Here is a 13,106-nt window from a genome sequence, read left to right on the forward strand (position 1 = left end):
CTCGAAGGATGCACGGCCACGGTTGTGGATGCAGCCCGGCTGTCGCCCTTCGAGGCTCACCAAGCGGCTGACGCCGCTCGGTGAGCACCTCAGGGTGACGGTCAATGAGTAGTGGTTGGGGTAAAGCGAGAGACTACAGCCCCCGGATCATCCCCGCGTCGATCAGCAGGCGGTTCAGTCGCCGCGCTTCGGCGCCGTCCTTGCAACCGTAGAAGACGCCCTTGCAGCGGAGCATGATCTCCTTCTGCTCGGCAAAGGACGGGTCGAGCGGGATGCCCGCGGCCTCCTGGATGACCAGCGGCAGATAGGGCCCGTCGATCGTGTCCATCACGGCATCGCTCTTCACCGGCTCGAAATTGACGGAATCGATCGCGTAATAGGTCGCATAGAGGCGCGGATCGTAGGCGTCGAGCTTCTTGCCGAGAGCGCCCTCATCGAGCCCGGGCTCGAGGATCTGCGGCGCGAATTCCGGCTGATGATCGCCGTAACGCACGATCAGGAAGGGCTCGCCCGGGAACGTCTTCTTCAGACCCGCGATAAACGCCTTGTACTGCTCGGCGCTCATCGCCTGCCGGCGCAGATATTCGTCGATCGACGCCACATTGCCCGGCGCGCGCCAGTTCGGCAGCAGCTCGGGGCGGAAGCGCGTCTCCCAGGGGAAATGATTGGCGCCGAGATAGATGAAGGTGAACAGCGGCTTGTTGGGCGGCTGCTGGCCCATCAGCTGCAGCGCCCTATTGTAGAAGAAGCTGTCGGGCTCGACGTCCTTGGCGCCGAGATCCTTGGAGTCGAAAAAGCGTTCGACGCCGGTCGTCATCTGAAAACTGCGTGCGCCCATGAAGCCGCCATAGGCGGGATACAGCGACATCGTGTCGTAGCCGCAGCGGCGCAGCGCCAGCGGCAGCCCGCGCTCGACGCGGTTTGAGGCGATGCGTGTCACGAAATAGGCGAAGCGGCCGAACGAACGCGAGGACAGTCCCGCGAGCACGTTGTATTCGGTGAACCAGCTCGGCCCGCCGTTGCTCTCGGCCAGGAACGTACGCTGCTTGCCGTCCCAGGATTTGAAGTGGCTGCCATAGCCCTGCGGGACCTTGATGCCCCCGGCGGCGCGGATGTCGAAGCTCGATTCATCATGGATCATGATGATGTTCGGCCGGCGCCCGGCGGGGTGGCAGGAATCGACCAGCGGCAGATTGAGCCGCTCATTGGTCGCAGCGGCCGATTCCATGAAGCCGTATTGCACGAAATCGGCGACCGAACTGACGCCGGAGCGGAAGAATTTCGACAGATAGCCGTCGTCGTAATAGCCGCGCCAGGCCTCATCGGGATGATAGAGCGAATAACCGACCAGCGCGGCCAGACAGGCCAGCTTGCAGGCGAGCGCGGGCAGGCGGCGAATGCGGAACGGATCGAGCCACCACAGCGCGTACATCAGCGGCAGCGTGACGAAGCCGGCCAGGATCACCGACCAGCGCAAATTCGGGAAGATCGTGAACAGGAAGGCGACGGTGTCGCGGTCGATCATCATCAGGTCGATGAAGTTGACCGTCATCTGCACGACGTCGTGCTTCAGCCGCGACAACAGCACCAGCACAACCACCATGGTCAGCGACAGCGCGCCGGAGAGCGCCGGCCGGCGCAGCAGCGTGATCCAGAAGAAGTTGAGGATGCCCCAGGCCAGCACGAAGGAGAGGCGAGAGCCGAAATCGGTCTCGGTCTGGTACATCAGCGCGAGCGCGGCCAGATGCGGCGCGGCAACGGCGAGCAGCCGCCAGATGCCGAGCGCGGCGACGCTCGCCAGCACGGCGGTCGTGGCAGAAGGACCTGGATTGGGCGCGGACGCCATCGACGACACGCAACTCTGGTCCGGCGCGGTGATGCCAAGCCCTCTGGCCAGCCGAAAACGGCCAGGGCCCTCCGGCGCAGCCGGAAGCCTGCACCGTGTCATAAAACTGTAACGGAACGGTCAAGGACAGGCAACGCGCGTCGTGGTCCCACCTTCGCTTAACGTTCGCGAGCCGGGACGTCCTGCACGGCGGCGGGCAAAAGCCGCTTGCGGTGCTAGGGCTTTGCGATCCCGGCGATAAACAGGTCGATCACCCCTTCCGCCATGCGCGCGATGGCTCGCCATCCCCGTGGGCAGACCGTAGCGGCGGGCTGAAGCCCCTGCCTTACTGTGGCAGGAACCCGAGCCGCTTGGCGATGATGCGGTCGACCGTCCGCTTCGGCAGCACGGCCGCGATCAGATGGCGCATCGGGTCAGGGGTGATCTGGTAGCGCACCTTGGGACTCGCCGCCGTGAGCGCCTCGAACACGATCTCGGCGACCCGCTCGGCCGGCAGGCCCTTGGCGCCGAGGTCCATCATGAAGGCCATGACCTTGTTCAGCGCCGGCAGGTAGGGCGAGTTCTGGTAGACGGAGAGATCGATCTGCTCGGCCTTGCTCCAGATCGGCGTCTTCACGGCGCCGGGAGCGACGATGATGACGTCGATGCCGAACAGCATCAATTCGCGGCGCAGACTTTCGGAAAGGCCTTCGATGGCATGCTTGGAGGTGCAGTAGGGCGCCGACAGCGGATTGCCGTTCTTGCCCGCGACCGAGCTGATCATCACGATCCGCCCCTTCGGGCCCTTCAGCGAGGCGTCGGCGCCGAGCAGCGGCCCGAAAGCCTGCGTCGCGATCACGGGGCCGATGACGTTGATGTCCATCTGGCGGCGGAAATCGTCTGCCGACAATTCGAGCACGGGGCCGGCCACCGCGACACCGGCATTGTTGACGAGGCCCGCCAGCGTCTCGCCGTTCAGCGCCTCGCGGACTTCTCGCGCAGCCGCCAGCACGGCAGCCTCGTCGGTGACGTCGAACAGCAGCGGCGTGAAATTGGCGCCGAACTCAACCTTGAGCCGGTCGGCGTCGGCCTGCTTGCGAACGCTGCCGAAGACGCGATAGCCGCGCCCGATCAGGAATCTTGCAGTGGCCCAGCCGATGCCGGTGGACGCACCGGTGACGACGACAGATCGCATGGTCCCTCCTCCCTCAGGTTCCCGCGATCATGCCTTGGATTTCTCCTGGTGTCCCGGACAAGCGCAGCGAAGCGAAGCGCAAAGCCGGGACCCAGCAGCCGCATTGGACCCGGATCAGCAGCGCAGCACCAACGTGCTGCGCTGCGTCCGGGGCACAAATGCTTAGTTCTTCGACTTGTCGACCAGCGCGCCCTTCTTGATCCAGGGCATCATGTCGCGCAGCTTCGCGCCGACTTCCTCGATCGGGTGCTGAGCGAGCTTGGCGCGGGTCGCCTTGAACGAGGTCTGGTTGACCTTGTTCTCGAGCATCCAGTCGCGGGCGAACTTGCCGCCCTGGATGTCGGCCAGAACCTTGCGCATCTCCTTCTTGGTCTCGTCCGTGATGATGCGCGGACCGGTGACATACTCGCCGTATTCGGCGGTGTTGGAGATCGAGTAGTTCATGTTGGCGATGCCGCCTTCATAGATCAGGTCGACGATCAGCTTCACTTCGTGCAGGCACTCGAAATAGGCCATCTCCGGGGCGTAGCCGGCTTCGACCAGCGTCTCGTAGCCACCCTTGATCAGCTCGACCAGGCCGCCGCAAAGCACGACCTGCTCGCCGAACAGGTCGGTCTCGCACTCTTCCTTGAAGGTGGTCTCGATGATGCCGGCGCGGCCGCCGCCGATGGCGGAGGCATAGGACAGGCCGAGGTCATGGGCGTTGCCGGAAACGTCCTTGGCGATCGCGATCAGGCAGGGCACGCCGCCGCCGCGCTGATATTCCGAGCGCACGGTGTGGCCGGGGCCCTTCGGCGCGATCATCAGCACGTCGAGATCGGCGCGGGGATCGAGCAAGTTGAAATGGACGTTGAGGCCGTGCGCGAACACCAGGGCGGCGCCCTTCTTCATGTTGTCGTGCAGGTGCTCACGATAGATGTCGCCCTGGAGCTCGTCCGGGGTCAGCATCATGACGAGGTCGGCCCATTTGGCGGCTTCGGCAACTTCCAGCACCTTGAAGCCGGCGGCTTCCGCCTTCTTGGCCGAGGCCGAACCCTTGCGCAGCGCGATGGCGACTTCCTTGACGCCGGAATCCTTCAGATTGAGCGCATGGGCATGGCCCTGGCTGCCATAGCCGACGATGGCGACCTTCTTGCCCTTGATCAGGTTCAGGTCGGCGTCGCGATCGTAATAAACACGCATAGGTCGTTTCCTCGTTCAGGGCCGAAATCGGCCAATGGTCAGTGTCCGAAGGGTGAAATTTGCGGATTTCGGGGGCTGTCTAGAGCATTTTCAGCCCTGAGGGAAACCCGTTTCTGCATGGAAATCCGCGACATCATGCATCCATGAAAACGGGGTAGAGGGAGGCCAGCAGCAGGAGCGCCATCAGGATATTGAAGGCGCGGACCAGCCGCTCCGAGGTCAGGACCGGCCGCAATGCGGAGCCGAACAGGGCCCAGACCACGGTCGAGACGGTGCCGACCATCAGGCTGATCACGGTCTGGATCGCGATATTGAGCGGGAATTGGGCGATGGCCGCATAGGCGGTGATGGTGCCGATCACGATCACCCAGCCCTTGGCATTGATCCATTGGAACATCGCCGCGCCCCAGAAGGTCATCGGGCCGCGGCCATTCCCCTCCCGCGGTTTGGTCGGGCCGGACATGGCGATCGCGGCGGCAAGATAGATCAGGTAGGCGGCACCGGCATATTTCAGGATGGTCTGGAGGACCGGATAGGCCAGGAACACGGAGCCGAGCCCGAGGCCGACAGCGGCGACCATGAAAGCGAAGCCGAGGACGATGCCGACGATGTGAGGGATGGTGCGCCGGAAGCCGTAGGTCAGGCCCGAGGACAGCAGCATGATGTTGTTCGGCCCCGGCGTGAAATACATCACGACCATGAAGATGAGGAAGGCATAGAACAGCGACTGGGACATGCTCACCTCACGCCGTCTTCGGCAACGGTTCTTCGGGTAACGCGTTGGGCCGCTTCGCCAGCACCATCACGGCGATACCACCGATCACGGTCAGCATGCCGGCAAGGCGCAAGGGTCCGAACCGCTCGCCGAACACGATGCTGGAGGCGGCCGAGCCGACGAACGGGACCAGCAGCGCGAATGGCACCACTTGCGCGGCGGGATAGTCGCGCAGCAATCGGCCCCACAGCCAATAGGCGATACTCGTCGAGATGCCGCCAAGCGCCAACATGCAGAGAGCCGATGTCAGCGACATGTGGCTCAGCGATGTCCAGGTCGGCGCCGGGCCATTGGCGATCAGCGCCAGCACGAAAAGCGGCACCGCCGAGGCGAGGCACAACCACGCGAACAGGTCGAACATCGGCACGCCGCGGGCGTTGCGCAGCAGCAGATTGCCGACGGCAAAGCTGAGCGGCGAGATCATCAGCACTGCAAACGCAGCGACGCTGAAATCATAGCCGACCGTGCCGCAGATCATCAGGAGGCCGATTGCAGCGATACCGATGCCGAGTGCCTGCATCGGTGTCGGACGCTCGCCAAAGGCCATCGCGGCAAAACCGATCGTGAACAGCGCCTGGCTCTGCACGATGACGCTGGTCAGCCCGACCGGCACGCCGTGAGCGATGCCATAGGCCTGGCTCAGGAACTGGCCGAGGAACAACGTGGAGCTGATCGCGATCAGCAGCGACCAGGCGATTTTGGGCTTGCGGATGAACAGGCATGGGACCGCAGCCACGCTGAAGCGCAGCGCCGTCATCAGCTCCGGCGAAAGCTCGTCAAGCGCGATCCGGCTCGCCACGAAGGCAAGCCCCCAGATGATCGCCACCAGGATGGCGATGAGGATATCGGCCGGCTTCATTGTTGTTCTCGGTTCTGCCCTGTCGTGCAGCCCTGTTGTTATTCGTCTAGCCTTGCTCGCCGGCTCTTGATTTGCGCAGCAGATACGTGCCGTGCATCGGTGCGTGGTAATCGGCCGAGACCAGCGTGAAGCCGACGTCGGTCAGCATCCGCTCCATCACCCAGCCGAAGGTGGAATATTCGTCGCGCATATGCGTGACGACGCCTTCGCGCGAAAAGTCGTGGTTCTTGATCTGGAAGTCGGCCCATTGCTCGACGTCGCGCTCGATTGCGTCGGGCATCGATGAGTAGACGATGTCACGCAGATAGAACGTTGCTCCGGGCTTGAGCGCGCGAAAAATCCGCGACATCGCCACCGCCTTCCAGAAATCCGGCAGGTGATGCAGCGTGAATTCGCTGACGATCAGGTCGTAGGATTCCGGCCGATAGGCGAAGCTGAGCAGGCCGGCAGACTGGGTGCGCACGGGCGCCTTGCGGTCGCGGGCGTAGATCTCGGCGAGCGCCAGCATCGCCGGCGAGATGTCGATGGCGTCGACCTCGGCACCCATCAGCGCCGCTTCGGTCGCCAGCACGCCGTTGCCGCAGCCGATATCGGCGATGCGCCAGCCGCGCTGGACGCCAAGCATTTTCAGCGCGGCGCGCGCCCGCAGATCGGCATCGTCGTGGGCGTCGTAGATCGAGGCCACAGCGGGCTCGATCCCCATCCGGTTCCGCTCGTTGTAGTACCAGTCGCGCGCCAGCATGGTTCACATCCCTTCGGGCCCGCGGCCGATCGCGGCAACGCCGGTGCGCGACACCTCGACGAGCCCGAGCGGGCGCATCAGGTCGATAAACTGGTTGATCTTGTCGGTATTGCCTGTGATCTCGAACACAAAGCTCTCGGTGGTGGCGTCGATCACCCGGGCGCGGAACGCATCCGCAAGCCTGAGCGTCTCGACCCGATGCTCGCCCTGCCCGCGCACCTTCACCATGGCGAGCTCGCGTTCGATCGAGCGCCGCGTCTGGGTCATGTCGACGACCTGATAGACCGGGATCATGCGATCGAGCTGATTCTTGATCTGCGCGATCACCATCGGCGTTCCCGTGGTGACGATGGTGATACGCGACAGATGCTTCTGGGCCTCGGTCTCCGAGACCGTGAGGCTTTCGATGTTGTAGCCACGGCCTGAGAACAGGCCGATGACGCGCGCGAGCACGCCCGGCTCGTTCTGCACGAGCACTGCAAGCGTGTGCGTCTCGTTCGGATCGTGGCGCTCTTCGATGAAGTAAGCGGATGCGGGCTGGTTCATTGTCGTCCCCTCAAGTCTTTCTCGTCACACCAGCGCCTTGCCGCCGGCGAACGCCTTCGCGGTCGCCTCGTCATTGGCCTGCTCCGGCAACAGCATCTCGTTGTGCGCCTTGCCGGACGGAATCATCGGGAAGCAATTTTCGAGCGCCGCGACGCGGCAGTCGAACAGCACGGGGCGCTTGACCGAGATCATCTCCTGGATGGCGCCGTCGAGATCGCCGGGCTTGTGCACCTGAAGGCCGACGGCGCCATAGGCTTCGGCGAGCTTGACGAAATCCGGCAGCGCCTCCGAATAGGAATGCGACAGGCGGTTGCCGTGCAGCAGCTGCTGCCATTGCCGCACCATGCCCATGTACTGGTTGTTCAGGATGAAGATCTTGATCGGCAGCTCGTACTGCACCGCCGTCGACATCTCCTGCATCGTCATCTGCACCGAAGCATCGCCTGCGATATCGATGACGAGGCTGTCGGGATGGGCCACCTGCACACCGACCGCGGCCGGCAGGCCGTAGCCCATGGTGCCGAGACCGCCCGAGGTCATCCAGCGATGCGGCTCCTCGAAGCCGTAGAACTGCGCCGCCCACATCTGGTGCTGGCCGACTTCGGTCGTGATGTAGGTATCCTTGCCGCGCGTGGCCTCGAACAGGCTCTGAATCGCATGCTGCGGCAGGATGACGTCGTTGCTCTTCTTGTAATAGAGCGAGTTCCGGGCGCGCCACTGCGCGATCTGCTGCCACCAATTCTTGATCTCGGGCTTCTTCGCCTCAGCCTTGAACACCTGCAGGATATCGCCGAGGATGTTGCCGCAATCGCCGATGATCGGCACGTCGACGCGGATGTTCTTGTTGATCGAGGACGGGTCGATGTCGATGTGGATCTTCTTAGAGCCTGGCGAGAACGCATCGACGCGGCCTGTGATGCGGTCGTCGAAGCGCGCGCCGACGCACAGCATGACGTCGCAATCATGCATCGCCATGTTGGCCTCGTAAGTGCCGTGCATGCCCAGCATGCCGAGCCAGTTCTTGCCCGACGCAGGGTAGGCACCGAGGCCCATCAGCGTGGACGTGATCGGGAAACCGGTGACCTCGACCAGCTCGCGCAAGAGCTTGGTCGCCTCGGGGCCGGAATTGATGACGCCGCCGCCGCTGTAGATCACGGGGCGCTTGGCACCCGCCAGCAGCGCCACCGCCTTGCGGATCTGCGCCGCATCGCCCTTCACGCGCGGCGCATAGGAACGGTGCACGTCGGACTTGCGCGGCGGATGATAGGTGCCGGTCGCGAACTGCACGTCCTTGGGAACGTCGACCAGCACCGGGCCGGGACGGCCGGAGGTGGCGACGTAGAAGGCTTCGTGCAGCACCTTGGCGAGATCATTGACGTCGCGCACCAGCCAATTGTGCTTGGTGCAGGGGCGCGTGATGCCGACGGTGTCGCATTCCTGGAACGCGTCGTTGCCGATCAGGTGCGTCGGCACCTGGCCGGAGATGCAGACCAGCGGGATCGAGTCCATCAGCGCGTCGGTCAGCGGCGTCACCATGTTGGTGGCGCCGGGGCCGGAGGTCACCAGCGCGACGCCCGGTTTGCCGGTCGAGCGCGCGTAGCCCTCGGCGGCGTGGCCCGCGCCCTGCTCGTGGCGGACCAGGATGTGCTGGACCTCGCTCTGCTGGAAGATCTCGTCATAGATCGGAAGCACGGCGCCACCGGGATAGCCAAAAATGTCGGTCACGCCGTGATCGATGAGCGCGCGAACGATCATCGCGGCACCGGTCATCTGGTTCGGATCGTGGCTCTTGTCGCTCATTTGGCTTGCTCCGGATGCGCTGTTGTCAGCGGCTTCGTTCGTGTCGGGTTCGGGAAATAAAAAAGGCCCCGAAGAGGGCCCATGCACACCGCCTGTCTTGTGGATGGCAGCTAGCCATCCCCGGCGGTGTGCCTGGGTACGACGGCGATAAGGAGTTTGGAAATAAAGTTACGCATGGCAGGCGCTCGGCTTCCCAAAGGTTGCGCGAAACATAGCGGCCAAAGCCCGGATGTCAAGGCGATGCGGCCGTTCCCGCGCGATTTTGGCAGTGTAGCGGTGTTCCCCGGGTTCGGCGAGAGGTAAATTGTGGAACCCGGACGGAAAAGCGCGTCAGCGGGGGGCGCGGGCCGCGTTCACAACAGCGGCGAGCCATCCCCTCGCCTGCTCCGGCTTGACCCATTCGAACTCGGGCGATTGGTGCCGGAACCAGGTGAATTGCCGCTTGGCATAATGGCGGGTGTCGGCGCGGCCGATTCCGGCGGCCTGCTCCAGGCTAAGCTCACCGCGTAAGTACCGGATCAGGGCTGGCACACCATGCGCTTTCATCGCCGGCAGCAGCGGATCGAGGTGTCTCGTGGCGAGCCGCTCGACTTCGTCCAGTGCGCCGGCCCCCAGCATGGCCTCGAAACGGGCATCGATCCGGGCATAGAGCGCGTCGCGCTCGGGCGCGAGGAAGACCGCGCGAAAACTGTCCTTTGGCAGCAGCGGCGGCTGGCCTTCGCGGTGCCAGTCAAGCAGCGAACGGCCGGTCGCTTCGACCACTTCGAGTGCGCGCGCGATCCGGGTGCGGTCGCGCAAGTTCAATCGCTCGGCCGCACGGGAATCGCGACGCGCCAGTTCCGCATGCAGCGCCTCCGCACCGTTCCGTTCCAGCCGCGCGCGCACCTCCTCGCGCACCTCGGCAGGGATTGGCGGCACCACGGAGAGCCCCGCCGTCAGCGCCTTGAAATAGAGCCCGGTGCCGCCGATGAAGATCGGCAGGCGACCTTCGGCACGGGCCTCGTCGAGCGCCTTTGCCGCGTCGGCCACCCAGGCCCCGGCCGAGAAATTCACGGCTGCATCGACATGCCCGTAGAGACGGTGCGGAGCGCGCGCTTCCTCATCCCGTGTCGGCCGTGCCGTGATGATGCGCAGGTCGCGGTAGACTTGCATGGAATCGGCATTGATGACGATACCGCCGGTGGCGAGCGCAAGTTCCAGCGCCAGCGCCGACTTGCCGCTGGCGGTCGGGCCTGCGATAAGCACGGCCTCGCCAACAGGCCTTCTGCCGACTTGCTCCTCGCTCACGAAAACCTCAAATGTCCCTCGTCGCCACGCTGATCTGCAACCCCGACAATCCCGCGCTCGACTCGACCATCGTCGATGGCGCCCGCGCCGTGCTGCCCCAGGCAACTCCGGCGCACTGGCTGTTCGACGGGGTTGCGGTCGACATCCCCTTCGGCGCCGACAGTAACCTCGAAGGTGACCGCCACGCCATCGAACAGCGGCTCCGCGAGCTGCGCGGCGACCTGCCCATCGACATCGTCGTGCAACCAGTCGGCGCCCGGCGCAAGAAGCTTTTTCTCGCCGACATGGATTCCACCATGATCGGCCAGGAATGCATCGACGAACTCGCTGATCTGGTCGGGATGAAGGCCCATGTCGCAGGCATCACCGAACGCGCGATGCGCGGCGAGATCGAGTTCGAGCCGGCACTGCGCGAGCGCGTCGCGCTGCTGAAGGACCTCCCGGCCGCCGTGGTCGACGAGGTGCTGGCCAAGCGCATCACGCTGACCCCGGGCGGCAGCACACTGGTCGCGACCATGCGCGCGCACGGCGCCTATACCTGCCTCGTCTCCGGCGGCTTCACGCTGTTCACCAGCGCGGTCGCCGCCAAGATCGGCTTCCAGGAGAACCGCGCCAACGAGCTCGTCGTGCGCGACGGCAAGTTCACCGGCGAGGTGAAGGAGCCGATTCTGGGCCGCGCGGCAAAGCTCGCGACGCTGGTGGATCTGATGGAATCGTTCGATCTCGACGACATCGACTCGGTCGTGGTCGGCGACGGCGCCAATGATCTCGCGATGATCCAGGCGGCGGGGCTCGGCGTCGCCTATCACGCCAAGCCGGCCGTGGCGGCTGCGGCAGCTGCGCGGATCGATCACGGCGATCTCACCGCGCTGCTCTATGCGCAGGGGTATCGGCGGGACGAGTTCGTGGAGGGGTAGACTCTCTCCGCATGCACGGCACAAAGGCGCCTTTGCGCCGTGCCCACCATTCTCGTTGCAGCGGTAGAAAGACGTGGGCACGCTTCGCTTTGCCCACCCTACAGGACCGTACCTTGCGGCTACTGCACGCTCAGCGCCACGAACCGCAGCTCGCCGTCGGCATTGGAGACCAGCAGCAGCACCGACTTCTTGCCGTCCTTCTTGAGCTGGTCGACCCGCTTCTGGATATCGGCACCGCTCGACACCGCTTCCTGCGCGACCTCGACGATGACGTCGCCGGCCGACAGGCGCTTCTCGGCGGCGTCGGAATTGGCGTCGACATTGGTGACGACCACGCCCTTGACGCTGTCCTTGATCTTGTAGCGCGTGCGCAGATCCTTGTTCAGCGCGGCGAGATCGAGGCCGAGCGCCTTCTGGGTCACCGGCTTTTCGGGCGCCGGCTCGTCGGTCTTCACCGCGGCCTGCACCTTTTCGGGATCCTGGAGGCGGCCGAGGGTGACTTTCTTGGTCTGCTCCTGGCCCTTGCGGATGACGACGACGTCGACCTCCTTGCCGACCGCCGTGTCGGCGACGACGCGGGAGAGATCCTTCGGATCCTTGACGTCCTTGCCGTCGAACTTGACGACGACGTCGCCTGGCTCGATGCCCGCGGGCTTGGCCGGGCCCTTGTCGTCGACGCCGGCAACCAGCGCACCGCGCGCGGGCTTGATGTTGAGGCTCTCGGCAATCTCGTCGGTGACGCTCTGGATGCGCACCCCTAACCAGCCGCGGCGCAGCTCGCCGAACTGGCGCAGCTGATCGACGACGCCCGTGACCGTCTTCGACGGCACGGCGAAGCCGATGCCGATCGAGCCGCCCGAGGGCGAGATGATCAGCGTGTTGACGCCAATGACGTCGCCGTCGAGGTTGAACAGCGGACCGCCGGAATTGCCGCGGTTGATGGAGGCGTCGGTCTGGATGTAGCTGTCGTAGGGCCCCGAGGAGATGTCGCGATTCTTGGCCGAGACGATGCCGGCGGTCACCGTGCCTCCCAGGCTGAAGGGATTGCCGATCGCGACCACCCAGTCGCCGAGGCGCAGCTTGTCGCTGTCGCCGAACTTCACCGCGACCAGCGGCTTCGGCGGCTTGATCTTGAGCACGGCGAGATCGGTCTTCTTGTCGACGCCGACCAGCTCGGCCTTGATCTTGGTGCCGTCGTTGAGGATGACGTGGATCTCGTCGGCATCCGCAATGACGTGATTGTTGGTGACGACGACACCCGAGGTGTCGATGATGAAGCCGGAGCCGAGCGAGTTGGTCTTCTTCGGGGCGCCGCCGTTATCGCCGCCCTTGCCGCCGCCGCCAGGGCCCCTGCGGTTCTTGAAGAAGTCGTCGAAGAACTCTTCGAAGGGCGAGCCGGGCGGCAATTGCGGCATGGTGTTGCTGCCGCCGCCCTTGGCCTCCACGGTCTGCGAGGTCGAGATGTTGACGACCGCGTCGATCACCTTCTCGGCGACGTCGGCGATGCCCTCCGGTCCGCGTGCCTGGACCGGCGTGCCGAACGCACTGAAAGCAGTGACGGCGAGCGCAGCCAGCCCTAAACGCAAGCGGGTCGGGGCAATGGTGGCAGCGGGCATTGGTATCTCCAGAGAAAAGGATTCGGGTCCAGACTGCGCTCGAACGGGGGCACGGCGCAAGCACGGAGCTTAACGGCCTCAAGACCCCGATAATACGGCGAAAACCGGTCTTTCGGCTTCACTTTGGCGTTGGCGCGAGCTCTAGACCGGACGCCGCATAACCCAGATCAGGACCAGGCCGACCACGGCCGAGCCGATCCCGACCGCCCGCAGGATGTTATCCGGCGTGGCGATGGCGCTCTTCATGGCCTTGCGCATCCAGTTCGGACTCGCCGCAAACATCAAGCCTTCCAGCACGAACAGGATGCCCAAGCCGATGAGGAAGTCGGCGAACGCAATGGACCTCATCGGATTGGAACCTC

General features: G+C 64.6%; 12 protein-coding genes. 1 reads left to right on the forward strand and 11 read right to left on the reverse strand.

Annotated elements, in window-relative coordinates:
- Positions 1–133 precede the first annotated feature (133 nt).
- The 9 genes from UNPA324_RS09720 to miaA all read right to left on the reverse strand — a co-directional run bounded on the left by UNPA324_RS09720 (position 134) and on the right by miaA (position 10,211).
- Positions 134–1,846: an LTA synthase family protein gene (locus UNPA324_RS09720; protein ID WP_164936167.1), complete on the reverse strand. Its 1,713-nt coding sequence runs from the start codon at positions 1,844–1,846 to the stop codon at positions 134–136.
- A gap of 325 nt (positions 1,847–2,171) precedes the next feature.
- Positions 2,172–3,020, reverse strand: a complete 849-nt coding sequence (locus UNPA324_RS09725) for an SDR family oxidoreductase (RefSeq protein WP_141934559.1) — start codon at positions 3,018–3,020, stop codon at positions 2,172–2,174.
- Positions 3,021–3,182: 162 nt separating this feature from the next.
- Entirely contained in the window at positions 3,183–4,202 is a 1,020-nt protein-coding gene (gene ilvC / locus UNPA324_RS09730; RefSeq protein WP_126255348.1) for a ketol-acid reductoisomerase, read from the reverse strand.
- Positions 4,203–4,335: 133 nt separating this feature from the next.
- Positions 4,336–4,938 carry a LysE family translocator gene (locus tag UNPA324_RS09735; RefSeq protein WP_164936168.1) on the reverse strand — a complete coding sequence of 201 codons (603 nt, stop codon included), beginning with the start codon at positions 4,936–4,938 and terminating at the stop codon, positions 4,336–4,338.
- A gap of 7 nt (positions 4,939–4,945) precedes the next feature.
- Positions 4,946–5,836 carry an EamA family transporter gene (locus UNPA324_RS09740; protein WP_128918781.1) on the reverse strand — a complete coding sequence of 297 codons (891 nt, stop codon included), beginning with the start codon at positions 5,834–5,836 and terminating at the stop codon, positions 4,946–4,948.
- Between the two features lie 46 nt (positions 5,837–5,882).
- Complete coding sequence (locus UNPA324_RS09745; protein WP_141934560.1) at positions 5,883–6,578, reverse strand: class I SAM-dependent methyltransferase; 696 nt, start codon at positions 6,576–6,578, stop codon at positions 5,883–5,885.
- Positions 6,579–6,581: 3 nt separating this feature from the next.
- Positions 6,582–7,124: an acetolactate synthase small subunit gene (ilvN, locus tag UNPA324_RS09750; protein WP_128918783.1), complete on the reverse strand. Its 543-nt coding sequence runs from the start codon at positions 7,122–7,124 to the stop codon at positions 6,582–6,584.
- 24 nt (positions 7,125–7,148) lie between these two features.
- Complete coding sequence (locus UNPA324_RS09755; RefSeq protein WP_128918784.1) at positions 7,149–8,924, reverse strand: acetolactate synthase 3 large subunit; 1,776 nt, start codon at positions 8,922–8,924, stop codon at positions 7,149–7,151.
- A 330-nt stretch (positions 8,925–9,254) separates the two neighbouring features.
- Positions 9,255–10,211, reverse strand: coding sequence for a tRNA (adenosine(37)-N6)-dimethylallyltransferase MiaA (miaA, locus tag UNPA324_RS09760; RefSeq protein WP_141934561.1), 957 nt, complete (start codon positions 10,209–10,211; stop codon positions 9,255–9,257).
- An 11-nt stretch (positions 10,212–10,222) separates the two neighbouring features.
- Between miaA and serB the strand changes: the two genes are divergently transcribed.
- A complete protein-coding gene (serB, locus tag UNPA324_RS09765; RefSeq protein WP_141934562.1) occupies positions 10,223–11,128 on the forward strand; it encodes a phosphoserine phosphatase SerB in 906 nt (301 codons plus the stop codon).
- Between the two features lie 119 nt (positions 11,129–11,247).
- Here the strand turns inward: serB and UNPA324_RS09770 are convergent, their stop codons facing one another.
- Together UNPA324_RS09770 and UNPA324_RS09775 are read right to left on the reverse strand one after the other, a co-directional pair.
- Entirely contained in the window at positions 11,248–12,744 is a 1,497-nt protein-coding gene (locus tag UNPA324_RS09770) for a Do family serine endopeptidase (RefSeq protein ID WP_128918787.1), read from the reverse strand.
- A 141-nt stretch (positions 12,745–12,885) separates the two neighbouring features.
- Complete coding sequence (locus UNPA324_RS09775) at positions 12,886–13,092, reverse strand: DUF2065 domain-containing protein (RefSeq protein ID WP_028137993.1); 207 nt, start codon at positions 13,090–13,092, stop codon at positions 12,886–12,888.
- Positions 13,093–13,106 lie beyond the last annotated feature (14 nt).

It is taken from the genome of Bradyrhizobium sp. UNPA324, from assembly GCF_006658635.1.
GTDB classification, from domain to species: Bacteria; Pseudomonadota; Alphaproteobacteria; order Rhizobiales; family Xanthobacteraceae; genus Bradyrhizobium; species Bradyrhizobium nanningense.